Consider the following 23093-nt stretch of genomic DNA (forward strand, 5'->3'; position numbering starts at 1 on the left):
ACGCCCCCGCGGCGGTCCACCCGAAGTTCAGTCCCACTGGATGTCGGCCAGGCTCCCCAGCGGCTCCCGGTCGGCTGTGGCCTCGGGCACGTGCAGAGTGTCGCCCTTGTGCAGGGTGGCGGAGAAGCTGAGGTGGGTACGTTCTTCCAGCTCGCCGAGGGTTACCTGGAAGACACGGAACTCATCCAGTTCGAGGGCCTCGAGCTGGTCGAGGTTCTGGGTGAGCAGGAACGCCCTGGCCTTCAGTTCCCCCTGCTCCATGAAGGTGATGATCTTCCAGAACTCACGGGGAAGCTTCACGCGGCGGAAAGTGCGGTCGTTGTCCTGGAAGACCGGGCCGCCGAAGACGCTGACTTTGAGGTCGTCGACGTCGATGTCCTCGAAGACGGCGTCCTCCAGTTCCCCCCACAGCCCGTTCCTCGAGCTCTGGTTGAAGTCGTCCATCTGCGGGGTGATGTTGGTGTAGAAGAACGAGTCGGTGTTGGCCTTCTTGGCCTCCGGCAGGCTGCCCCACAGCAGGTCGGCGCGGCGGGCGAGGTGCCCGCGATCCAGCCGGTTGTTCTCGTACAGTTCGTTGCCCACCTGGGCGCCGGCGGGCAGCCGCGCGTCCTTGACGAAGGGAATTCCGCTGCGGTTGAGCCTCTTCAGCGAGTTGCCGTCGATGTTCCAGGCGACCCAGAACGGGAAGCGCCGCTTCTTGCTCAGCGTGAGCGAGAAATGGGTGTAGGGGATCACTTCGGAGCCGTCGAGAAGGACGGCGTCGCGAGCGAGGTCGGCGTCCAGTTGCGGGGCTTCTATGCGCTCGCCGAGGAAGTCGGGGTTGTAGCCCGCGACGGCCCGGATGTCCTCCGGCGCCGGCGGAGCCAGGGTGATCTCAAGCTTCTCGAACACCGAGGCCGGCAGGCAGGCCAGTCCGTGCTCGTCGGGCTCGCCCCGCCTTTCCCCGCCGAAGTGCAGCCCGGCCATGACATTGCTCGGGCGGCCGTTGCCCTGCTTGAACAGCCACACCGCGCCGGAGTCGCCGCCCATGCTGATCTCGCCGTCGGCCGCCGGCCGGTCGGGGTCGGGGGCGATCTCGAAGCAGCCGATGGTCTTGATGCCGACCTGACCGCCGTAGTTGAGCTTGGCGATGGTGTCGATGCGGCGGACGATGCCATGGGTGACGCCGGTGGTCCGGCCGCTCTTGACCACCTTGTCGTCGAGCTGGGGCTCGCCCAGCTCCGTGGGCGCGACGCCGAGCTCGAAAATCTCCTGGATGAAGGCGCGGTCCTCGATCGTGGCGACCGCGCAGTCACCGGCGACGCCGAGGTGGGAGCGCTTGAGCACGCCCAGGTGATTGCGGTCGATGCGGTTGTCGTCGTGCCGACCGGGCTGGACGACCTCGGCGCCCAACTCACCGTCCGGTCCGTGCAGGACGTGCCAGTTGCTGAGCACGTACGGGGTGCCGTCGGCCCGGTCGAACACCACGCAGCCGATCGTGCCGGCCGACACCGTCACCGCACCGACGCTCACCCCGGGCTCGATCGGGTCCAGCCGGGTCTTGCGGGCCGGGCTCTCCACCTCGGCCACCTTCCGGAACTGCGGCTTGTAGCTGCGCTCGATGACGTCGGTGGGCACCTCGACGCCGTCCACCGTGATCGTCTCGGGGATGAGCGTCGTGCCGAGCGCCGCCAGCGACTCCGGCTCGGCCTTGCTCTCCACCGTGAACTGCAGCGCGACCTTCCTGCCCCGCCGCCCGTTGGTGACTTTCCGGCCGATGCCCACGGAGGTGATGTTCGGATCCGCCAGCAGCTCAGGTCCACGGCTGCGGATGTAGCGCCGCAGCGAGGTGATCAGTTCGTCCTCGGAGGACGCTGTCTTCTTGGCCGACGAGGTGGTCTTCTTCTTGGTCTTGGTGGCCATGACAGGGTTGGTCCCTTCGCCAGAGGGGACGGCGCACCCTGAGGCGCCGTCCCTTACGTTCTGTGTGCCTCGGGGGCGCAACGGCACGTACCGCGTCGTTCATCTCTTCCGCCAGTGCGACAGCGGTCTTGAGGTCCCCCTCGGTGATGAACTCGCCGATGCGTCGTCCGGCCGTCCCCGCACCGGGTCGAGACCCGGGGTTGCGGAAGTTGTCGGTCGGGACGGTGGCCTGATTCTGGTCGGAGCCCCAGTTACAGACCACGTTCCGTGTCTCGGGTTCCGACGCGGCGGTCGGCCCCCGGTATACCTGGGGGTCGCACGGCTTGTCCGATGTGTGGACATCGGCGTCCGGTGCGAACTTCGCGGTGTGGACCTGCGGTGCGGTGTACGACTTCGACCCGTAGCCGAGCCCGGTGGCCGAGTCGTGGGCTTCCAGCAGATCCGCTGCCAGCGAGATCAGTGCGTCGGGCGGCACCCACTCCCGGGCGTGCACCCCGCCCAGCATCAAGACCCCTGGTACCTCGTCGGCCTGCCGTGTCTCGACCCGCAACAGCCGCGTGGTGCGGCCCTCGTGGGTGGTGTGGGGCGGAGTGATGACCTCGGTGGCCCCGGGGTACGCGCTGTGCAGGCCGGCGATCGCCGATTCGGTCTCGGCCACGTTGAGATACACGGTCATTCCTTCCGGCCGAGACCGTGAGGGAAGGCGTCCCGGTCGGCGAAGCGGTCACCGCCGCCGGCCTCTTCCTTCCGGGCGAGCCAGTTCTCCGTGACGTTCTCCACCGCGGTCGGTGGAGTTCCACGCCCGCCCGGCTGCCGCGCGCGACGGCACGGCAGCCGACGTCGGGACGGGTATCGTGGATGAAGTCTCTGAGCGCTTCAGCGCTCTCCGCGACCACATGGCAGCGGAAGAAGGCCGGCTCCTCGCTCATGGCCGCAGCCCGTCAGCGAGCGCCACGGCCTGCGAGGCGTTCACCCGGCCGAAGCCGTAGTCGTCGTTGTGACCGGCCCCGTCGTAGTGGACTCCCGGGCCTCCGACCTTGTCGGCCGACTGGTGCATCACCTCGCGCAGCTGGTCGCGCGTGAGCTGGGGGTTCACGGACAGCGCCAGTGCCGCGCACCCGGCCGCGCAGGGTGCGGCGAAGCTGGTACCGGTGTTGGTGCCGTAGCCTCCGCCGGACCTGGTGCTGAGGACGTCGACGCCGGGGGCGATCAGTTCGACCTCCGGACCGCGTGCCGCGTTGTCCTCCCGGTCCCGCCTGGTCGAACGCACCACGGCGATCACATCCGGGTGGGAGACCACCTCATCCTTGGCGACGTCGACATTCTTTCCGTTGCTCGCCGCCCAGAAGATCGGCAGTCCCTTGCCCTGACGGCCGCTCGAGGCGGCAAACATGAGGGCGAGGTCGAGCGTGCTGGTCAGATCCCACTCCGCGACGTTCGGACCCAGGCTGCTGACCAGGATGTCCGCCCCAGCCTCAGGGCCGGTCCCGGTGAGCTCCGTCGAGGGGTCGGCCGCGTAAGCCACGGCGCGGGCGAGGGTCGTCTGCGTACCGATCTGGTCCGTCAGGCACGCCAGCAGTACCAGATCGCACTTGGGGGCCGCGCCCGTACCGCCCGCCGCGTTGTTGAGCCGGGCCCCGGCCATGCCGGCACAGAAGGTGCCGTGATCGCTGTCGGGCATCCCCGAGATGCCCTGGAAGAAGGCCACGCCTCCCATGTCGTCGCTGAAGAAGCCGGACAACGGATCCACCCCGGCGGCGAGGTCCGGGTGCCCCGCGTCGAAGCCATTGTCGATGACGGCGACACGGACCCCTTCCCCGAAGGTACGGTCCCAGGCCGGCTCGATGTGGACGTCGGCGTCCGGAGTACCGCCGTTGGTGCCGAGGTTGTGCCATTGCCACTGCTCGGCGTAACGGGCTCCGGTGGGCGTGAATCGGCCCGGGACGTGCTCGATGAACGCCGGTTCGGCGAAGACGAAGCGGTCGTTGTCATGGAGTTCGACGGAGGCGGCGAGGGCGTCCTCTGAGGTCGTGGTGCGCACCTCGTACAGGTTGTTCGCGAAGCCGAGTTTGCCCACGACGGTCAGACCGGCCGCCGCCAGCTCGCGCTCCGCCTCCTCCTCCGAGAGGGTCGGCTCCAGTCGGACGGTCAAAAGGTCGGTCGCGATTCCGATCCTGCCGTTGGGCCGCCGGATCACCTTGCCGGCGGCCTCCGCCCCGGGGATCTCCTCGCCCGTCCTGAACGCTTCGCGGGTCTGCCGGTTCGGCCTGACGAATACCCAGTTGGCCCGGGTGAAGGCGTCGGTGGTCTCGTCGTCGACACCGGCATCCCGTATCTCCTCGCGGGCGCTCCTTCCCAGTTCCTCCTCCACCTCGGTAGCGGCTCCGGCCTGACGTTCCGCGCCTATCCTGACCGCGACGACATCGTCGAGTTCTTCGGCCTCGACGAGATGACCACGCTGGTAGTACTGCCGTGACATCGCATTCGCCTCTTCCACGCGCGCATTCACACATTCCGTATCGCGATGGAAACCCTTGGTGATGCCCCATTTCCCCCTGGAATTGGTAGGCCCTCTTTCAGTAAGCGACGGGGTGCGAGGATCGGCAACTCCGTGGCAAAGGCGGCAAATCCGGTTTCCATTTCACCTTTTGCCTCATCAACGAAAAAACTGGTGACGTGGGATCAATTGTGGAGGATTGTGGGTGTAGGGGCGTTGCTGATCCTTAACGAGCGCCTGAATCGCCGTCAGGTGCTCGTTGTCGTCGGGAGTCTCGACGCCGGGTGCGCCGTGCCGCAGACTCACGCCTGACCGGGTCGTTTCGCGTGAGCCGAGGAGGTGGGCACGGAGTGGATACGACCGTGGAGTCGGCGTCGGACCGATCGGACGGCGGGAGCCGGGCCGCGCCGGGGCCCGTGCTGGGCCGGGCGCTGCGGGTGCTCGGTGCGTTCAGTCCCGCCCGGCCCGCGCTCACGCTGAGCGAGCTGTCGCGGAGCTGCGGGCTGCCCACCTCGACGGTGCACCGGATGCTCGGTCCGCTGCTGGAATGGGGCGCGCTGGAGCGCGGCGCGGACGGGCGGTACCGGGTGGGGCTGCGGCTGTGGGAGCTGGGCGCACTCGCGCCGCGCGGGCCGGGGCTGCGGGAGCGGGCGCTGCCGTATCTGGAGGACCTGTTCCAGAGCACCGGGGAGAACGTGCAGCTCGCGGTGCGGGAAGGCACCGAGCTGGTGTTCGTGGAGCGGATCCGGGGGACCGGTGCGGTGCCCGTGCTCACCCGGGTCGGCGGTCGCTTCGCGATGACCGCGACGGGCGTGGGCCTCGTGCTGCTCGCGCACGCGCCGCGCGAGGTGCAGGACGAGGTGCTGGCCGGGCCCGTACGCCGCTTCACCGAACGGACCCTCACCGATCCGCAGGCCCTGCGCCGCGTCCTCGGCGACATCCGCCGCGTCGGCTACGCCGTCAGCGACCGGCAGGTCACCATGGACGCCCTCTCCGTGGCCGCCCCCGTGTACGGGCCGGGGGAGGGCGTGGTCGCCGCGGTCTCCCTGGTCGTACGCCACTGCGAGGGCCACCCCCGCTCACCGCACCTGCTGGCACCCCTCGTCTGCACGACGGCCCGAGCCATCACCCGCGCCCTGGGCACCCAGCCCACCGCCCCACCGGCCCGGGAGGCCACACAGTGCATGGTGGGGGAGGACTGCACCTGCGGGGTGCCTTCGGCGACCCGGGAGGGGTGACCCCCTCCGCCCCCCGCCCCCGATTCCTTCCCGGCATCCGGGAAACCCCCTCGCCCCCCGTCGCCCGCCCGGCCAGAATCCCCGCATCCGCCGCACCCCGGGGCGCGTCGAGCCGCCGTACCGCACCACCTGCCCCGACCGGCGTGCGCCGGACGCCGGACCGAGCCGTCGGCGACGGGGCGACGGAGGCTGCCATGCCTGTCCCGCGCAGCTGTTCGCCACCCCGCGTCCCCGTCCAGTGACCAGCCTTCGCGTGAGCCTCACGAAAGGAACGCCAGTGACCGCATTCGTGCGCAACCAGTGGTACGTCGCCGCCTACGCCCACGAGGTCGGCCGGGAGCTGCTGGGCCGTACCGTCCTCGGTGAGCCGATCCTGCTGTACCGGACCGAGGACGGCCGTGCCGTGGGCCTCGCCGACCGGTGTGTGCACCGCCGCTTCCCGCTGTCGGAGCACCCCAGCCGCCTGGAGGGCGACAAGGTGGTCTGCGGCTACCACGGCTTCACCTACGGCACCGACGGCGTCTGCGTCCGCGTCCCCGGCCAGACCCGCGTCCCACGCACCGCCCGCCTCGCCACGTACCCCGTCGTCGAGCAGGACTCCTTCGTGTGGGTGTGGATCGGCGACCGCGAGCCCGGCGACACCCTTCCGCCCCGCGCCCCCTGGCTGGACTCGCCCCACTACACCACGGTGTGCGGCATGGAACCGATCGAGGGCGACTACGGCCTCCTCGTCGACAACCTCCTCGACCTCTCCCACGAGACTTATCTGCACGGCGGCTACATCGGCACCCCCGAGGTCGCCGAGACCCCGATCACCACCGAGGTCGACGACAAGTCCGCGATCGTACGGGTCAGCCGGCACATGGACGACGCCGAGTGCCCGCCGTTCTACGCCAACTCCACCGGCATCCAGGGCCGGATCACCCGCTGGCAGGACATCGAGTACCACGCCCCCGCCCTCTACCTGCTGCACTCCCGCGTCGCCCCCGTCGGCACCCCCGCCCCCCGCCCGGACGGCAGCGACCCGGACGCCTTCCACGTCGAGGTGGTGTACGGAATCACACCGTCCACCGAGAAGTCGACGTACGACTTCTGGGCCGTGGCCCGCGACTTCGCGCTCGACGACCAGGAGGTCACCGAGTACCTGCGGTCCAGCAACCACACCGTGGTGATGCAGGACGTCGTCGCACTCAACGCCCTCCAGCGCGCCCTGGACACCGAGAAGCCCGGCTACCAGGAACTGTCCATCAACATCGACACCGGCGGCCTGGCCGCCCGCCGCATCCTGGCCCGGCTCGCCGCCGAGAACTCCCCTCAGGCAGCGGCCCGATGAACACCCTCACCGAGGGCGAGGTGTACCGCATCCACTGGGTCCCCGGCACCGACCGCCTGCTCGCCGTCTGCCACTGCGGCGGCGAGCGGGAGTTCGAGGACCCGGTGGCGCTGTGGGACTGGCTGCTCGCCCACCCGGAGGGCCACAGCAGCCCGCACGCCCACGCCTCGCCCGCCGCCTCCTGACCGTCCGGAGATGCACGTGACCACCGTGAGCACCGCCCTGCCGACCACCGCGGAGCCCGAGCACGAAGGCGAACTCACCCTCGTCGTCGCGGCCCGCGACCACCTCGCCGAGGGCGTCGTCCGCCTCACCCTCACCCGCCCCGACGGCGCTGCGCTGCCCCCCTGGCAGCCCGGCGCCCACCTCGACCTCTGCCTCGCCTCCGGCCTCGTACGGCAGTACTCGCTCTGCTCCGATCCCGCCGACCGCACCCGCTGGCAGGTGGCGGTGCTGCGCGCCCCGGACGGCCGGGGCGGCTCCGCCGAGGTCCACGACCGCCTCGCCGCCGGCGACCCGGTGCGGGTTCGCGGCCCCCGCAACAACTTTCCGCTGCACCCCGCACCCCGCCACCTCTTCCTGGCCGGCGGCATCGGCATCACCCCGATCCTTCCCATGGTCCGGCAGGCCGAACAGCACGGCGCCGACTGGGAGTTGGTGTACGGCGGGCGCAGTCTCGCCACCATGGCGTTCCACGCGGAACTGCGTCAGGCGTACGGCGACCGGGTACGGCTCGTGCCCCAGGACCGGGACGGGCTGCCCGACCTCGACGCCCTGCTCGGCACCCCGCGCCCCGGCACCCTCGTCTACTGCTGCGGCCCCGAGGGGCTGCTGCGGGCGGTGGAGGAGCGGTGTGCCTCCTGGCCGGCCGGTGCGCTGCACGTCGAGCGGTTCGCACCCAAGGTCGCGACCCAGGAGGCGGAGGGCGAGTTCGAGGTGGAGCTCGCCCGCAGTGGCCGGACCCTCACCGTCCCACCCGGCACCTCCGTGCTGGACGCCGTCGAGCAGGCCGGTGTGCAGGTGCTGTCCTCCTGCCGCGAGGGCACCTGCGGCACCTGCGAGACCGCGGTCCTGGCCGGGACCGTGGACCACCGGGACTCGCTCCTCACCCCCGACGAACAGGCCGCGCACGACACGATGATGATCTGCGTCTCGCGCGCCGCCTGCCCACGGCTGGTCCTCGACCTGTGAGCGCGGCTCAGCCCTGCTGCCCGCTGATGTTGACCATCCAGGCGACCCCGAAGCGGTCCGTGCACATGCCGAACACATCGCCCCACATCTGCTTCTCCATGGGCACGGCCACCGTGCCGCCCGCCGACAACTTCTCCCAGTAGCCCCGCAGTTCTTTCTCGTCGTCGCCGGTCAGGGCGATCGAGTAGGCGTTGCCGCGGTTGAAGTCCTCGCCCGGGGAGTCCGCGCCCATCAGGGTGAACCCGCTCGGCGTCTCCAGCATGCCGTGCATGATCTTGTCGGCGTCGGGCGTGTCCGCCTGGCCGCCGAGCTCGCCGTAGGTGTTGACCGACAGGGTGCCGCCGAAGACCTCCTTGTAGAACTCCAGCGCCTGGCGGGCGTCGCCTTCGAAGTTGAGATACGGGTTGAGTCGCGAAGCCATGAGAACCTCCCGAAGAGAGCGAACGGCCATTGCTTTCGCACCCTAGCGGGGGCCACTGACAACGGCCTGTCCACGCCATTACGCCGTCACGGCGTCGGTGCATCGAGTCAACGGGACTGTCGCGGAGCGTGTCGCTGTTCGGCCGAACGGGTGACATCGCGTAAGAATTGGCTGGTGCAGGCGATAAGTGCGAGGCAGATCGGGGGGAGCCGGTGAACAGTCACGATGTCACCGATGAACAGTGGGAAGGGCTCGCCCAGGTCGTGCCGCTGCGGGGCCGGGACGCCTGGCCGTCGGCGGTGGACCACCGTGCCCTGCCGGAGGCGGAGACCGAGGCGCGCCGCCGTTTCGTCGTCCTGCGCGTCAATGTCTTCGCGGACGCCCGCGAGGTCGCCGAGACCCTGATGGCCGGTATCCCGGTGCTGCTCGACCTCACGGGCGCCGAGACGGAAGTCGCCAAGCGGGTCCTGGACTTCAGTACGGGCGTCGTCTTCGGCCTGGCAAGCGGGATGCACCGCGTGGACCGCAACGTGTTCCTGCTGACCCCGCCCGGGACCGAGGTCCAGGGGCTGATGGAGGGTGCGGCGGGCGTTCCCGGGATGTAAGGGACACGCTGTCGTCGCCCGATCGTAGGAAGGTCCGACAGACGGAACGGTTCGGCCGTCCCGAGGTCTTCTACGGTCCGGACATGGCCGCGTCCCCCACCATCACCGCCCCGCCCCACGCCCCCCTCCCCTCCGGCCCCGGGTGTCCGGAGCGGCCGTGCGTCACGGAGTTGCGGCTGTCCGCGTTCGCCGGGCACCGCGGGGCCCGGTTCCCGCTCGGGCCGTGCACGCTGCTCGCCGGGCCGAGCGGATCCGGCAAGACGACCGCGCTGCGGGCCTACGAGGCGCTGGCCCGGCTCGGCGGCGGCGCCCCGCTCGGGGACGTGTTCCCCGACCCGGTCGCCTGCGTGCCGGAGCGGGCCCGGCCGGACGCCCAGCGGCGGCGCGGTTTCCGGATCGGCTGTACGACGGACGGTCCCGAGGGTCCGGTACGGCTCGACGTCGCCGTACAGGTCGAGCCCGAACTGCGCATCGTGGGCGAGCGGTTGACGTCCGGACGGCTCGTCCTGCTGGAGACGGCCCTGCGCGATCCCGGTCGGCGTGCCGTGCAGGCCGCGTGGCACACCGGGGGGTCGGCGCCCGTGACGCGGGCCCCGCTGCCCGACGACCGGCTCGGCACCGCGCTGCTGCCGTTGCGCGTGGCGGGCAAGACCGACGGGCAGCGGCAGGTGCTCGCCGCCGCCGAGCAGATGGTCGTGGCGCTGCGGTCGGTGTTCGCCTGCGATCCGCTGCCCGAGCGGATGCGCACGCCGGTGCCTGCCGGTTCCGGACGGCTCCTCGGCGGCTGCGACAACCTCGCCGACGTCCTGTGGCGCACGCGGCAGGAGTGCGTGCGGCGGCACGGGCAGTTCGTCGCGGCGGTACGGGCCGGCTGCGCCGGGAGCGTGGCGGACGTACTCGCCGAACCGTCGGCCGACGGCACGATCCGGGGGAGCCTCGACCGCGGCGACGGCTACCGGACCGGCTTCGGGCGGCTGGGGGACGGGGAGTTGAGGTACCTCGCGCTCGCCCTGGTGCTGTTCACCGGGCCCGGCGTCCTGGAGGTGGACCCGGTCGGCGAGGTGCCCGCCGCGCTGCAGACGCTCACGGTGCTCGCCGACGGCTTCGACCGCTCCCTGGACGTGCCGCAACGCACCGAACTGCTGCGGCTGGCGGCCCGGATGGGCGAGCGCGGGCACATCCGCTGCGTCGGCGCGGTGAGCGACGCCTCGTGGGCGGCGGGGGAGGACGGGATCACGGTGGTACACCTGAAGCCGTGACAGCACAGTCAGCACATCCCGAACCGCCGGACCTCGCCGCGCTTCAGCGCAGGCTCGCCGCGTTCGCCGCCGCGCGCAACTGGCAGCCGTACCACACGCCCAAGAACCTGGTCGCCGCGCTCAGCGTCGAGGCCTCCGAACTCGTCGAGATCTTCCAGTGGTTGACGCCCGAGGAGTCGGCCCGCGTCATGGCCGACCCCGACACCGCGCACCGCGTCAGGGACGAGGTCGCCGATGTGCTGGCGTATCTGCTCCAGCTGTGCGAGGTGCTCGGCATCGACCCGCTGGCCGCGCTCGCCGCGAAGATCGACCGCAACGAGGAGCGGTTCCCGGCGCCGGACGGTCCCTGAGCAACCAGCCCGGGAGGGCGCCGCTCCACTTTCACGCTCCGTATCCAAATTCCGAACTGAATCCGAATTGTTGTCCACAGATTTCCGTCTTCCACTGGCTTTTCGTCTCAGGCGCCCTCACGCTGGGTAGTGAACAAGGGAGTGCGGGCAGACGTGCGGAGAGAGCGCGTCGGGACAGACGGGGGCAGCGCATGGACGCGGTGCGACTCATCCTGACGAGCAGGCGTGCCCTGGCGGGAAGCGGTGAGGTGGCCGAGATCATGACGGAGGTGTGGCAGGCGCAGGCCCTGGCCCAGGCGATCGGCAGCCGCCTCGCGGTCTTCGGCCCGCCCGAACTGCGCGGCGAGGCCCTGGGGTTGACCGAGCTGGCGGGCCGCGGCTGCGGCGTGCTGGACGCCCCGGAGCTGGCCCCCGGTGAGCTGCGCGCGGCCCAGCTCACCGAACTGGGCGACGCCCGCCAGGCCCTGCTCTATCTGGGCAGCCTGCTCGGCGAGGTGGGCATAGCCCTCGTCGGCATCACCTGCGCCGCCCCCGACGAGGGGACGTACTGGCAGTGCATGGAAGCCATCGACGCGGCGGACGAATCGAGGGACCGGGTCCTGGAGATGCTGCGCAAACTGGCGGACCGAGAGCAGACCGTGCCCGCACGGGAGGCGGGTTAGGCTCCCCGCCCCTACACCCGCCCCAGCCCCTCCGGAGGCTCGACCCCCCGCTCCTCCGACGTCACCGGGGCCGGTCTGTTCGTGCCCGCCGCCTGAAGGTCCGCGTCCAGGGCCGACAGGTCCGCGTTCAGCGCCGCCATCAGCTCCTCCATCTGCTGCAACAGCCCCTTCGGCCGGGCGTCGCCCCCGCCCTGCTGCGGCACGGTCTCTTCGGACATGACGGCCTCCTCGGCCTGGCCCCCCGGGGAGGCCGGTGCGGGTGTCGCTCCGGTGTCGACGGCGTCGAGGGGCCGGTGCGGGCGCCGGGCGGTCCGGCTCCGCCCGAGCCAACGATCACCACCCGAGCGGGTCACTGGCACCGGCGCGCACCCGTGAACGGGGTTGACGTATTTCACCCTCGGCGGGGAAGCGGCGGCGCCCCGCACGACGGCCGCCGGGACCGATGGGGCGCCCGGAATCCCGAACGGGCAGGATGGAGGCATGGATCTTCGAATCTTCACCGAGCCCCAGCAGGGGGCGACCTACGACACCCTGCTCACCGTCGCGAAGGCCACCGAGGACCTCGGCTTCGATGCCTTCTTCCGCTCCGACCATTACTTGAAGATGGGCTCCGTGGACGGCCTGCCCGGCCCCACCGACGCCTGGATCACCCTCGCCGGACTGGCCCGTGAGACCCGGCGCATCCGGCTCGGCACGCTGATGACCGCCGGCACCTTCCGGCTGCCCGGCGTGCTCGCCATCCAGGTCGCGCAGGTCGACCAGATGTCCGGCGGCCGGATCGAACTCGGCCTGGGCGCGGGCTGGTTCGAGCAGGAGCACACGGCGTACGGCATCCCCTTCCCGAAGGAGAAGTTCGGCCGCCTCGAAGAGCAGCTGGCGATCGTCACCGGGCTGTGGGCCACGGAGGTCGGCCGGACCTTCGACTTCCAGGGCACGTACTACGAGCTCAAGGACTCGCCCGCGCTGCCCAAGCCCACCCAGCCGAAGATCCCGGTCCTCATCGGCGGCCACGGCGCGACCCGCACGCCCAAGCTGGCCGCCAAGTACGCCGACGAGTTCAACATGCCGTTCGCCTCCGTCGAGGACAGCGAGCGCCAGTTCGGCCGGGTCCGCGCCGCCGCCGAGGAGGCGGGCCGCAAGGGCGACGACCTCGTCTACTCCAACGCCCTCGTCGTCTGCGTCGGCAAGGACGACCAGGAGGTCGCCCGCCGCGCCGCCGCGATCGGCCGCGAGGTCGACGAGCTGAAGCTCAACGGCCTGGCCGGTTCCCCGGCCGAGGTCGTCGACAAGATCGGCCGTTATGCCGAGATCGGCTCCAGCCGTCTCTACCTCCAGCTCCTCGACCTGCACGACCTGGACCACCTGGAGCTGATCTCCGCCCAGGTCCAGTCGCAGCTGTCGTAAGGCCACCCGAGGCCGGGGCCGCCGACCCCGCCGCCGCGTCCCTCATCCCTTCCGCCCCTGCTCCCGCGCCTTCAGCTCGGACACATACCCCGCCCCGACCGCGAGCAGGGCCGAGGACAGGGCGAGGAACGCGACGGCGGGGTTGACGTATCCCGGGACCCCGGCCGCGTAGCTCTCGCCCGTCTTCGTGTGGCACATCAGCCGGATCGGGACCACGTGCACGCTGGCGCGCAGCGTCACTGCCGCCTTCTCCGGGCCCCCGGCCGCCAGGCACGGGCGGATCGGCGAGGAGCTCGTACCACCGTCCTCCACCTCCATATGCGCCCCGAACACATGCAGCGCCCCCCAGGAGTACAGCGCGGCGGTCGCGGCTCCGGCGAGGGCGGCGCCGAAGCGGAACCGCGTGGCCCTGTCCGCCCGACGGATGCCCTGAGCGGAGAGGCTGCTGAAGGCGTAGCCGCACAGGCCGAACGCGGTGATCGCACCGACCATGATCAGCAGCAGGAGCAGGAACCAGTCGCCCATCAGGTCCCCGGCCTCTCCTGCTGCCGTTCCTGCTCCTCCTTCTGCCAGGCGCCCACCCCGAGCTTCCCCGTCGTCCCCAGATCCAGTTCCGGGACCACCGTCACGGGCGCGGCGCCGGGCTTCGCCCAGGTCCGCACGTAGGGGGCGTTGACCGCCTCGCCGAACTGCGTGGTGTTGCGCCAGACCAGACCGGCCCAGGCGCGCTCGCCGGGCGCCAGGGTCAGCGGCCGGGGCGGGGCGTCGGCCCCCGTGCCGGAGGCTATGGCATCCCCGCCCTTGAGGATCCGCACGCCCTCGACGGGCTCGTGCTCCTCGTCGAGGATCTGGACCTTCGGGTAGCCGTTGAGCTGGTACGGCTCGGTGCCGCAGTTCTCCAGGTGCAGGCCCACGACCCGCAGCCCCATCGCGGCGTTGCCCTCATCGGCGTACACCCGCACCCCCGAGGACGGGCACGCGCCTCCGGCGGAGGGGGCCTCGGCGGTGGGGACGCTCCTGACCATGGAGATCGAGACCCGTTCCCCGCCGCCGGTCATGACGACGGTCCGGCGCACCGGGCGACCCGGCTCCACCGACTCCACGGTCTCCTCCCCGGTGGACATCACCTCACCCGTCTCCTTCGTGAAAGCCAAGGAGACGGTGTACGTGAAGGGTTCGGTCCCGTCGTGAGTGATCTCGAACTCGACGCGGTCGCACGCGGCGCCGCGCAGGCCGGTGATCCTGACCCCGCCCCGCTCCGTCCACGACGGGTCGGCAGGGCAGGAGGAGGCCGCGTCGCCGCTCGGCGAAGCGGCTTGCTGGGTGCCGCACGCCGTGAGCAGCAGCAGGGCGGAGGCGGGGAGAAGGAGGGAGCGCATCCGCCGAGTCGATCAGTACCGGCCCCGTGGAGCTGTGACGGAAGCCACCCCTCCGGTCACAGCCCTGTCACAGCCGAGCGGTGCCCGGCCCCGCCCGAGCGGAAAATCCCAGGTGGTGCCGCTCTGTTGTCTGTACGTTGTCAGGGACCCGCGGGCGCGCATACCCGCACTTCAGACCCTTTCGAGGCAACCACCGTGTTCCTGACGATCAGTACCACCGGCACCCAAGAACGCCCCGCGACCGACCTCGGGTTCCTGCTGCACAAGCATCCCGGCAAGGCGCAGGCGTTCTCCACCTCCTACGGCACGGCGCACGTCCTCTACCCCGAGGCCGACGCCCAACGCTGCACGGCGGCGCTGCTGCTGGAGGTGGACGCGGTGGCACTGGTCCGGCGCGGCAAGGGCAAGGGCCGGGGCGGCGCACCCGACGCGGCCCTGGCGCAGTACGTCAACGACCGCCCGTACGCGGCCTCCTCGCTGCTCGCCGTCGCGCTGAGCGGCGTCTTCTCCAGCGCGATGCGCGGGGTGTGCAACGCCCGCCCGGAGCGCGCCGCCGAGCCGCTCCCGCTGCGCATCGAGGTACCCGCGCTGCCCGCACGCGGCGGCCCGGATCTCGTACGAGGCCTCTTCGAGCCGCTCGGGTGGGCGGTCACGGCCGAACCCGTGCCGCTGGACACCGAGTTCCCGCAGTGGGGCGACTCGCGGTACGTGCGGCTCGTCCTGGAGTCCGAGGCGCTGACCCTCGCCGCCGCCCTGCGCCACCTGTACGTCCTGCTGCCCGTCCTCGACGACGCCAAGCACTACTGGGTCTCCTCCGACGAGGTCGACAAGCTGCTGCGGGCCGGTGAGGGCTGGCTGCCGGACCACCCGGAACAGAAGCTGATCACCAGCCGTTACCTCTCGCGGCGCTGGTCGCTGACCCGCGAGGCGATGGAACGCCTGGAGCTGGTTCGGCTGGCCGAGGCCGACGACAGCGAGGTCGAGGACCTCGACAACGCGGTCGAGGCCGAGACCGAGCAGGAGGAGAAGCCGACGCCGCTCGCCGTGCAGCGGCGGGAGGCGATCGTGGCCGCGCTCCAGGAGTCCGGTGCCGCCCGGGTCCTCGACCTCGGCTGCGGGCAGGGCCAGTTGGTGCAGACGCTGCTCAAGGACGTGCGGTTCACCGAGATCGTCGGTGTCGACGTGTCGATGCGGGCGCTCACCATCGCCTCCCGGCGGCTGAAGCTGGACCGCATGGGGGAGCGGCAGGCCGCGCGCGTCAAGCTCTTCCAGAGCTCGCTCGCCTACACCGACAACCGGCTCAAGGGCTATGACGCCGCCGTGCTCAGCGAAGTCATCGAGCACCTCGACCTGCCCCGGCTGCCCGCCCTGGAGTACGCCGTGTTCGGCGCCGCGCACCCCCGCACGGTCCTCGTGACCACCCCCAACGTCGAGTACAACGTCCGCTGGGAGACCCTCCCGGCCGGGCACGTCCGGCACGGCGACCACCGCTTCGAGTGGACCCGCGAGGAGTTCCGCGCCTGGGCGGACGCGGTCACCGAACGGCACGGATACGACGTCGAGTTCAGGCCGGTCGGACCGGACGACCCGGAGGTCGGCCCGCCCACACAGATGGCCGTTTTCACCATGCGCAAGGAGGCGAAGGCAGCATGACCGAGACGCACAAGGGCCGTGTCCTGCCCGTCACCGACCTCTCCCTCGTGGTCCTCGTCGGCGCCTCCGGCTCCGGCAAGTCCACCTTCGCCCGCAAGCACTTCAAGCCCACCGAGGTGATCTCCTCCGATTTCTGCCGCGGCCTCGTCTCCGACGACGAGAACGACCAGAGCGCCAGCCGCGACGCCTTCGACGTCCTGCACTACATCGCGGGCAAGCGCCTGGCCGCCGGCCGGCGCACGGTCGTCGACGCGACCAGCGTGCAGTCGGACGCCCGGCGGCAGCTGATCGAGCTGGCCCGGGAGTACGACGTGCTGCCCATCGCCATCGTGCTCGACGTGCCCGAGGAGGTGTGCGCCGAGCGCAACGCCGCCCGCACCGACCGGGCCGACATGCCGCGCCGGGTGATCCAGCGGCACATCCGCGAACTCCGCCGCTCCATACGCCACCTGGAGCGCGAGGGCTTCCGCAAGGTGCACGTCCTGCGCGGTGTGGCGGACGTGGAGAGCGCCACCGTCGTCACCGAGAAGCGCTTCAACGACCTCACCCACCTCACCGGCCCGTTCGACATCATCGGCGACATCCACGGCTGCTCCGCCGAACTGGAGTCGCTGCTGGGCAAGTTGGGCTACGTCGACGGAGTGCACCCCGACGGCCGTACGGCGGTCTTCGTCGGCGACCTCGTCGACCGCGGCCCGGACAGCCCCGGTGTGCTGCGCCGCGTGATGTCCATGGTGACGTCCGGCAACGCGCTCTGCGTGCCCGGCAACCACGAGAACAAGTACGGGCGTTACCTCAAGGGCCGCAAGGTCCAGCACACCCACGGGCTCGCCGAGACGATCGCGCAGATGGAGGGCGAGAGCGAGGAGTTCAAGCAGCAGGTACGGGAGTTCCTCGACGGACTGGTCAGCCACTACGTCCTCGACGGCGGACGGCTGGTCGTCTGCCACGCCGGTCTGCCGGAGAAGTACCACGGCCGCACCTCCGGCCGGGTCCGCTCGCACGCGCTGTACGGCGACACGACCGGCGAGACCGACGAGTTCGGGCTGCCGGTGCGCTACCCGTGGGCGGAGGACTACCGGGGCCGGGCGGCCGTGGTGTACGGCCACACCCCCGTCCCGGAGGCCACCTGGCTGAACAACACCATCTGCCTGGACACCGGCGCCGTTTTCGGCGGCAAGCTCACCGCGCTGCGCTGGCCGGAGCGGGAACTGGTCGACGTACCGGCGGAGAAGGTCTGGTACGAGCCGGTCAAGCCGCTGCGCTCCGAGGCGCCGGGCGGGCAGGACGGGCGGCCGCTGGACCTGGCGGACGTACAGGGCCGGCGGGTCGTGGAGACCCGGTACGCCGGGCGGATCTCCGTCCGTGAGGAGAACGCGGCGGCGGCCCTGGAGGTGATGAGCCGTTTCGCGGTCGACCCGCGGCTGCTGCCGTACCTCCCGCCGACGATGGCTCCGACGGCGACCTCCCACATCGAGGGCTATCTGGAGCACCCGGCCGAGGCCTTCGCGCAGTACAAGGACGACGGTGTCGCGCGGGTCGTGTGCGAGGAGAAGCACATGGGCTCGCGGGCGGTGGCGCTGGTGTGCCGGGACGCGGAGGCGGCGCGGAAGCGGTTCGGGGTGGATGGACCCACGGGGTCGCTGTACACCCGGACCGGCCGCCCGTTCTTCGACGACGAGTCGGTCACCGAGGAGATCCTCGGGCGGCTCAGGTCTGCGGTCGAGTCGGCGGGCCTGTTCGCGGAGCTGGACACGGAGTGGCTGCTGCTCGACGCGGAGCTGATGCCGTGGTCGCTGAAGGCGTCCGGGCTGCTGCGCAGTCAGTACGCGGCGGTCGGCGCCGCCTCCGGAGCCGTGTTCCCGGGTGCGCTGGCCGCCCTGGAGGGCGCGGCGGCACGCGGCGTCGACGTCACCGGCCTGCTGACGCGCCAGCGGGAACGGGCGGCCGACGCGGCCGCGTTCACCGAGGCGTACCGGCGCTACTGCTGGACCACGGACGGCCTGGACGGCGTACGCCTGGCCCCGTTCCAGATCCTGGCCGTACAGGGCCGCAGCCTCGCCGCGCTGCCGCACGACGAGCAGCTCACCCTGCTCGACCGCCTCGTAGAGCACGACGGCACGGGTCTGCTGCAGACCACCCGGCGGCTGTACGTCGACACCGGCGACCCCGAGTCGGTCCAGGCGGGCATCGACTGGTGGCTGGAGATGACCGGCCGGGGCGGCGAGGGCATGGTCGTCAAGCCGCTCGGCGCCGTGGTGCGCAGCGAGGAGGGGCGTCTGGTGCAGCCCGGCATCAAGTGCCGGGGCCGTGAGTACCTGCGGATCATCTACGGTCCCGAGTACACCCGCCCGGACAACCTGGCCCGGCTGCGCTCCCGGTTCCTGAACCACAAGCGGTCGCTGGCACTGCGCGAGTACGCGCTCGGCCTGGAGGCCCTGGACCGGTTGGCCGAGGGCGAGCCGCTGTGGCGGGTGCACGAGGCGGTGTTCGGGGTGCTGGCCCTGGAGTCGGAGCCGGTGGACCCGCGGCTGTAGGGCCTGTCCGGCGGATCATCCCGGAAGACGCGGGACCTGATCCGCCGGACAGCCCTGGCCGAAAGAGGGGGTGAACAGGAGCGCGAATGGTCAGGATGGAGGCATGGGATTCCACGTCGACTCCGAGGCCGGGCGGCTGCGCCGCGTCATCCTGCACCGGCCCGATCTAGAGCTCAAAAGGCTCACCCCCAGCAACAAGGACGCCCTGCTCTTCGACGACGTCCTGTGGGTACGCCGGGCGCGCGCCGAGCACGACGGGTTCGCCGACGTGCTGCGCGACCGCGGTGTCACCGTCCACCTGTTCGGCGAGCTGCTCACCGAGGCCCTGGAGATCCCGGCGGCCCGCGCGCTCGTCCTGGACCGGGTCTTCGACGAGAAGGAGTACGGCCCGCTGGCCACCGACCACCTCCGGGCGTCCTTCGACGCGCTGCCCACCCGGGAGCTGGCCGAGGCGCTGGTCGGCGGGATGACCAAGCGGGAGTTCCTGGACGCGCACGCGGAACCGATCTCCGTGCGCTTCCACGTCATGGACCTCGACGACTTCCTGCTGGACCCGCTCCCGAACCACCTCTTCACCCGGGACACCTCCGCCTGGATCTACGACGGCGTCTCCATCAACGCCATGCGCTGGCCCGCCCGGCAGCGCGAGACCGTGCACTTCGAGGCGATCTACCGGCACCACCCGCTCTTCCGCGACGAGGGGTTCCACATCTGGTCGGAGGGGCAGGCCGACTACCCGTCGACCATCGAGGGCGGGGACGTCCTGGTGATCGGCAACGGCGCCGTGCTCATCGGCATGAGCGAGCGGACCACCCCGCAGGCCGTCGAAATGCTGGCGCACAAGCTGTTCGCGGCCGGCTCCGCGGAGACGATCGTGGCCCTCGACATGCCCAAGCGGCGGGCGCTGATGCACCTCGACACCGTGATGACCATGGTCGACGGCGATGTGTTCACCCAGTACGCCGGGCTCGGCATGCTCCGCTCCTACACCATCGAGCCGGGCGTCGGCGAGAAGGAGCTGAAGGTCACCGACCACCCGCCGGAGCACATGCACCGCGCGATCGCCGCCGCGCTCGGGCTGAGCGAGATCCGGGTCCTGACCGCCACCCAGGACGTGCACGCGGCCGAGCGCGAGCAGTGGGACGACGGCTGCAACGTGCTCGCCGTCGAACCGGGCGTGGTCGTCGCCTACGAACGGAATTCCACCACCAACACCCATCTGCGCAAACAGGGCATCGAGGTGATCGAGATCCCGGGCAGCGAGCTGGGGCGGGGGAGAGGCGGGCCTCGGTGCATGAGCTGTCCGGTCGCCCGGGACGCCGTATAGAGCCACCGGCCGCCGTATAGAAATGCTGAAGTTCGTATAGACTTCCAGCGTCCCTGTCCCTGTACTTCTGGAGCGCCCCCCATGGCGACAGTCCCGACCGCCCTCGCCGGCCGCCACTTCCTCAAGGAGGTCGACTTCACCGAGGAGGAGTTCCGTGGCCTGATCGAGCTGGCAGCCGAGCTGAAGGCCGCCAAGAAGGCCGGGACCGAGACCCAGTATCTGCGGGGCCGCAATATCGCGCTGATCTTCGAGAAGACGTCGACGCGCACCCGCTGCGCCTTCGAGGTCGCCGCCGCCGACCAGGGCGCCTCGACGACGTATCTCGACCCCTCCGGTTCGCAGATCGGGCACAAGGAGTCGGTGAAGGACACCGCCCGCGTGCTCGGCCGGATGTACGACGGGATCGAGTACCGCGGGGACAGCCAGGCCAAGGTGGAGGAGCTGGCGGCGTACGCCGGCGTGCCCGTCTTCAACGGCCTCACCGACGACTGGCACCCCACGCAGATGCTCGCCGACGTCCTCACCATGACCGAGCACGGCGCCCGGCCGCTGACGGAGACCGCGTTCGCCTACCTCGGCGACGCCCGCTTCAATATGGGCAACTCCTACCTGGTCACCGGCGCCCTGCTCGGCATGGACGTCCGGATCGTCGCCCCCAAGTCCTACTGGCCCGCCCAGGAGATCGTCGACCGGGCCCGCGCGCTCGCCGAGACCAGCGGCGCGCGGATCACCCTCACCGAGTCCCTGTCGGAGGGCGTCGCGGGCGCCGACTTCGTCGCCACCGACGTCTGGGTCTCCATGGGCGAGCCCAAGGAGGTCTGGGACGAGCGGATCGCCGCGCTCGCCCCGTACGCCGTGACCATGGACGTGCTGCGCGCCACCGGCAATCCGGACGTGAAGTTCCTGCACTGCCTGCCCGCCTTCCACGACCTCGGCACCAAGGTCGGCCGCGAGATCCACGAGCGGCACGGGCTGGACTCCCTGGAGGTCACCGACGAGGTCTTCGAGTCGGCCCACTCGATCGTCTTCGACCAGGCGGAGAACCGGCTGCACACCATCAAGGCGGTCCTGGTCGCCACCCTCGCCTGAGAATCCTGGTCCTGACCGTGCTTGATCAGGCCTTATGCTGACCGGCGGCCCGGAGCCACCCTTTCCGCGGCCGTCGCGCGCCCCACCCCGGCGCACCCCGCACCACCAGAAAGAGCACCACCCGCATGCCCCGCATCAAGTCCCCCGCCCTCCTGGTGGCCGAATCCGGCGCCGACCGCGAGGGCCACGGCCTCAAGCGCACGATGGGCCTTTTCCACCTCATCTGCTTCGGCGTCGGCGCGATCGTCGGCACCGGCATCTTCGTCGGCCTGTCCGACTCGGTCGCCCAGGCCGGTCCCGCGGTCGTCGTCTCCTTCGTGCTCGCCGCGATCACCTGCGTGTTCACCGCGTTCGCCTTCGCCGAGCTGGGCGGCGCGATCCCGGTCTCCGGCTCCTCCTACTCCTTCGCCTACGCCGGACTCGGCGAGACCACCGCCTTCCTGGTCGGCTGGTGCCTGCTCCTGGAATACGGCGTCTCGGTCTCCGCCGTCGCGGTCGGCTGGAGCCAGTACGTGAACGAGCTCCTCGACAGCCTCCTCGGGCTCCAGCTGCCCGCCGCGCTCTCCGCGAGCCCCGGCGACGGCGGGATCGTCAACCTGCCCGCCGTCCTGGTGATCGCCATGGCCGCCGTCCTGCTGGTGCGCGGGGTGCGCGAGAGCGCCCGGGCCACGGCCGCGATGGCCGTGCTCAAGCTGGCCATCCTCGTCGCCTTCTGCGCGATCGGCTTCAGCGCCTTCAAGGACGGCAACCTCATGCCGTTCGCCCCGGCCGGTCTGGCCGGCATCGGCGCGGGCACGACCGCCGCCTTCTTCTCGTACATCGGCTTCGACGCGATCACCACCGCCGGTGAGGAGGCGAAGAACCCGCGCCGGGACATCCCGGTCGCCATCCTTGTCTGCATCGGCGTGGTCACCGTGCTGTACTGCGCGGTCGCGCTCGCCGCGATCGGTGCCGTCGGCGGCGACGAGGTCGGCGGCCGGCCCGCCGCGCTGTCGTACGTCGTCGACCGGGTCACCGGCTCCGGGATCGGCGGCGGGATCATCGCCTTCGGCGCGGTCGTCGCGATCGCCTCGGTGGTGCTAGCGGTGATGTACGGCCAGAGCCGCATCCTGATGTCGATGTCCCGGGACGGACTCGTCCCGCGCGTCTTCGAGAAGGTGTCCCCGAGGACCGCCACCCCGGTCGCGGGCACCCTGATCATCGCGGTGGTCTTCGCGGTCCCGGCGGCCTTCTCGTCGCTGGACTCGGTGGTCAACCTGTGCACCATCGGCACGCTCGCCGTCATGGCCGCCGTCAACATCGCGGTGATCGCCCTGCGCCGCCGCGAGCCGGACCTGCCCCGCACCTTCCGCGTGCCGCTGTACCCCGTGCTGCCCCTGCTGGGCGTTGCCTTCTGCCTGTACCTCATGTACGAGACGGGCCGGACGACCTGGATCCAGTTCGCGGTGTTCCTCGCGGCCGGTCTCCTGGTGTACCTCGGCTACGGGCGCCGCAACTCCCGAATGGCCCAGGTCACGTCGCCGGACGCGGACGCCAGTGAGGCTGACGCTGACGCGGTACCACAGGCAGTCTGAACCACACCGCCTTGCCGGACTCGGTGGGGCGGTGACCGCAGGACGCGCTCAGGGTGCGGATCAGCAGCAGCCCGCGCCCGTGCTCCTGCCAGGGGTCGGGCTCGCGGTCGGCGGGATGCGTGAGATTGCCGGGCGGCGCCGGGTCGGGATCGTGCACCTCGACCCGGCAGCCGGTCGGCAGCAGCTCCACGACCAGCTCTATCGGGGCGTTGCCCGCCGTGTGCTCCACGGCATTGGCGACCAGCTCGGCGGTGAGCAGCTCGGCGGTGTCGCTGTCGGCGCCGTGCTGCAGCTCCGCGAGCGCCGTACGGACCAGTGCGCGAGCCACGGGCACGGCCGCGGCGGAGTGCGGCAGCGCGATGCGCCAGGAGGCGGGGGCAGAGGGGCGTTCGTGCAAGGCTGTTCCGTTCATGGTGCAGGGCGTGTCCCGAGTGCCGAGAGATTCAGGCTGTCCTGCTTTCAACTTTAGGAATCGTACGGCGCCCCTCGGCAGGGTCTCACGACGGGCACCGCCCGGGACCTTCGGCCCGGTGAGTGCGGCTTACCCCGGTGAACGACCGGCCTCGCCCGGGTGCTCCCGCTGTTACCGCGTTATTGATGTCCGGTGACCTCTGTGACGAGACCGAACCCCTGTGACCAGGTGAGACACCCACGCTTGCTCCTATCGCGCAC

Annotated in this window: 23 protein-coding genes; 15 read left to right on the forward strand and 8 right to left on the reverse strand. The window is 71.0% G+C overall.

Annotated features, from left to right (window positions below):
* Nucleotides 1-27: 27 nt before the first annotated feature.
* The 3 genes from SSP24_RS06350 to SSP24_RS06360 all read right to left on the reverse strand — a co-directional run bounded on the left by SSP24_RS06350 (nt 28) and on the right by SSP24_RS06360 (nt 4381).
* The gene (locus tag SSP24_RS06350) at nt 28-1902 is read right to left on the reverse strand and encodes a DNA/RNA non-specific endonuclease (RefSeq protein WP_141307801.1); all 1875 of its coding nucleotides are present in this window, start codon (nt 1900-1902) and stop codon (nt 28-30) included.
* Nucleotides 1793-2560 carry a M14 family zinc carboxypeptidase gene (locus SSP24_RS06355; RefSeq protein WP_167529526.1) on the reverse strand — a complete coding sequence of 256 codons (768 nt, stop codon included), beginning with the start codon at nt 2558-2560 and terminating at the stop codon, nt 1793-1795. Before SSP24_RS06355 ends, SSP24_RS06350 begins: the two co-directional genes overlap by 110 nt.
* 267 nt (nt 2561-2827) lie before the next feature.
* The gene (locus SSP24_RS06360; RefSeq protein WP_141307803.1) at nt 2828-4381 is read right to left on the reverse strand and encodes a S8 family serine peptidase; all 1554 of its coding nucleotides are present in this window, start codon (nt 4379-4381) and stop codon (nt 2828-2830) included.
* Nucleotides 4382-4513: 132 nt separating this feature from the next.
* Here SSP24_RS06360 and SSP24_RS06365 point away from each other — a divergent pair, with 132 nt between their 5' ends.
* The 5 genes from SSP24_RS06365 to SSP24_RS06385 all read left to right on the forward strand — a co-directional run bounded on the left by SSP24_RS06365 (nt 4514) and on the right by SSP24_RS06385 (nt 8161).
* Nucleotides 4514-4711: a hypothetical protein gene (locus tag SSP24_RS06365; protein WP_141307804.1), complete on the forward strand. Its 198-nt coding sequence runs from the start codon at nt 4514-4516 to the stop codon at nt 4709-4711.
* 38 nt (nt 4712-4749) lie between these two features.
* Complete coding sequence (locus tag SSP24_RS06370) at nt 4750-5637, forward strand: IclR family transcriptional regulator (protein WP_229864893.1); 888 nt, start codon at nt 4750-4752, stop codon at nt 5635-5637.
* A gap of 277 nt (nt 5638-5914) precedes the next feature.
* Nucleotides 5915-6970 (forward strand): Rieske 2Fe-2S domain-containing protein, encoded by a 1056-nt coding sequence (locus SSP24_RS06375; RefSeq protein WP_141307805.1) that lies wholly within the window; start codon nt 5915-5917, stop codon nt 6968-6970.
* Nucleotides 6967-7155 (forward strand): hypothetical protein, encoded by a 189-nt coding sequence (locus SSP24_RS06380; protein WP_141307806.1) that lies wholly within the window; start codon nt 6967-6969, stop codon nt 7153-7155. The genes SSP24_RS06375 and SSP24_RS06380 overlap by 4 nt, the downstream gene beginning before the upstream one ends.
* A 10-nt stretch (nt 7156-7165) precedes the next feature.
* Nucleotides 7166-8161 carry a PDR/VanB family oxidoreductase gene (locus SSP24_RS06385; protein WP_141307807.1) on the forward strand — a complete coding sequence of 332 codons (996 nt, stop codon included), beginning with the start codon at nt 7166-7168 and terminating at the stop codon, nt 8159-8161.
* A gap of 7 nt (nt 8162-8168) precedes the next feature.
* Here the strand turns inward: SSP24_RS06385 and SSP24_RS06390 are convergent, their stop codons facing one another.
* On the reverse strand, nt 8169-8582 hold the full coding sequence (locus tag SSP24_RS06390) for a VOC family protein (RefSeq protein WP_141307808.1): 414 nt from the start codon (nt 8580-8582) through the stop codon (nt 8169-8171).
* 212 nt (nt 8583-8794) lie between these two features.
* On the opposite strand from SSP24_RS06390, the gene SSP24_RS06395 reads away from it, so the two are divergent.
* The 4 genes from SSP24_RS06395 to SSP24_RS06410 all read left to right on the forward strand — a co-directional run bounded on the left by SSP24_RS06395 (nt 8795) and on the right by SSP24_RS06410 (nt 11458).
* Complete coding sequence (locus SSP24_RS06395) at nt 8795-9187, forward strand: cell division protein SepF (RefSeq protein ID WP_174864608.1); 393 nt, start codon at nt 8795-8797, stop codon at nt 9185-9187.
* Between the two features lie 83 nt (nt 9188-9270).
* Nucleotides 9271-10446 carry an AAA family ATPase gene (locus SSP24_RS06400; protein ID WP_141307810.1) on the forward strand — a complete coding sequence of 392 codons (1176 nt, stop codon included), beginning with the start codon at nt 9271-9273 and terminating at the stop codon, nt 10444-10446.
* Nucleotides 10443-10796, forward strand: a complete 354-nt coding sequence (locus SSP24_RS06405; RefSeq protein ID WP_141307811.1) for a nucleotide pyrophosphohydrolase — start codon at nt 10443-10445, stop codon at nt 10794-10796. Before SSP24_RS06400 ends, SSP24_RS06405 begins: the two co-directional genes overlap by 4 nt.
* A 191-nt stretch (nt 10797-10987) precedes the next feature.
* Complete coding sequence (locus SSP24_RS06410; RefSeq protein WP_141307812.1) at nt 10988-11458, forward strand: DUF6099 family protein; 471 nt, start codon at nt 10988-10990, stop codon at nt 11456-11458.
* A gap of 11 nt (nt 11459-11469) precedes the next feature.
* On the opposite strand, the gene SSP24_RS06415 is transcribed toward SSP24_RS06410, so the two are convergent.
* Nucleotides 11470-11676, reverse strand: a complete 207-nt coding sequence (locus SSP24_RS06415; protein WP_141307813.1) for a hypothetical protein — start codon at nt 11674-11676, stop codon at nt 11470-11472.
* A gap of 262 nt (nt 11677-11938) precedes the next feature.
* Between SSP24_RS06415 and SSP24_RS06420 the strand changes: the two genes are divergently transcribed.
* Nucleotides 11939-12862 carry an LLM class F420-dependent oxidoreductase gene (locus tag SSP24_RS06420; protein WP_141307814.1) on the forward strand — a complete coding sequence of 308 codons (924 nt, stop codon included), beginning with the start codon at nt 11939-11941 and terminating at the stop codon, nt 12860-12862.
* Nucleotides 12863-12904: 42 nt separating this feature from the next.
* Here SSP24_RS06420 and SSP24_RS06425 read toward each other — a convergent pair whose 3' ends face one another.
* The gene (locus tag SSP24_RS06425) at nt 12905-13387 is read right to left on the reverse strand and encodes a hypothetical protein (RefSeq protein ID WP_229864892.1); all 483 of its coding nucleotides are present in this window, start codon (nt 13385-13387) and stop codon (nt 12905-12907) included.
* Nucleotides 13387-14241 carry a DUF4232 domain-containing protein gene (locus tag SSP24_RS06430; RefSeq protein WP_141307815.1) on the reverse strand — a complete coding sequence of 285 codons (855 nt, stop codon included), beginning with the start codon at nt 14239-14241 and terminating at the stop codon, nt 13387-13389. Before SSP24_RS06430 ends, SSP24_RS06425 begins: the two co-directional genes overlap by 1 nt.
* Nucleotides 14242-14436: 195 nt before the next feature.
* Between SSP24_RS06430 and SSP24_RS06435 the strand changes: the two genes are divergently transcribed.
* The 5 genes from SSP24_RS06435 to SSP24_RS06455 all read left to right on the forward strand — a co-directional run bounded on the left by SSP24_RS06435 (nt 14437) and on the right by SSP24_RS06455 (nt 22421).
* Nucleotides 14437-15894, forward strand: coding sequence for a 3' terminal RNA ribose 2'-O-methyltransferase Hen1 (locus SSP24_RS06435; RefSeq protein WP_141307816.1), 1458 nt, complete (start codon nt 14437-14439; stop codon nt 15892-15894).
* Entirely contained in the window at nt 15891-18431 is a 2541-nt protein-coding gene (locus SSP24_RS06440) for a polynucleotide kinase-phosphatase (RefSeq protein WP_141307817.1), read from the forward strand. Before SSP24_RS06435 ends, SSP24_RS06440 begins: the two co-directional genes overlap by 4 nt.
* A 103-nt stretch (nt 18432-18534) precedes the next feature.
* Nucleotides 18535-19758 carry an arginine deiminase gene (locus SSP24_RS06445; protein ID WP_141307818.1) on the forward strand — a complete coding sequence of 408 codons (1224 nt, stop codon included), beginning with the start codon at nt 18535-18537 and terminating at the stop codon, nt 19756-19758.
* 81 nt (nt 19759-19839) lie between these two features.
* Nucleotides 19840-20847: an ornithine carbamoyltransferase gene (argF, locus tag SSP24_RS06450; RefSeq protein WP_141307819.1), complete on the forward strand. Its 1008-nt coding sequence runs from the start codon at nt 19840-19842 to the stop codon at nt 20845-20847.
* 125 nt (nt 20848-20972) lie between these two features.
* Nucleotides 20973-22421 (forward strand): amino acid permease, encoded by a 1449-nt coding sequence (locus SSP24_RS06455; protein WP_141307820.1) that lies wholly within the window; start codon nt 20973-20975, stop codon nt 22419-22421.
* Here the strand turns inward: SSP24_RS06455 and SSP24_RS06460 are convergent.
* Nucleotides 22360-22833 (reverse strand): ATP-binding protein, encoded by a 474-nt coding sequence (locus SSP24_RS06460; protein ID WP_141307821.1) that lies wholly within the window; start codon nt 22831-22833, stop codon nt 22360-22362. The two genes, SSP24_RS06455 and SSP24_RS06460, sit on opposite strands and share 62 nt — an antisense overlap.
* Nucleotides 22834-23093: the final 260 nt, after the last annotated feature.

Source organism: Streptomyces spinoverrucosus, assembly GCF_006539505.1.
Taxonomy (GTDB): Bacteria; Actinomycetota; Actinomycetes; order Streptomycetales; family Streptomycetaceae; genus Streptomyces; species Streptomyces spinoverrucosus.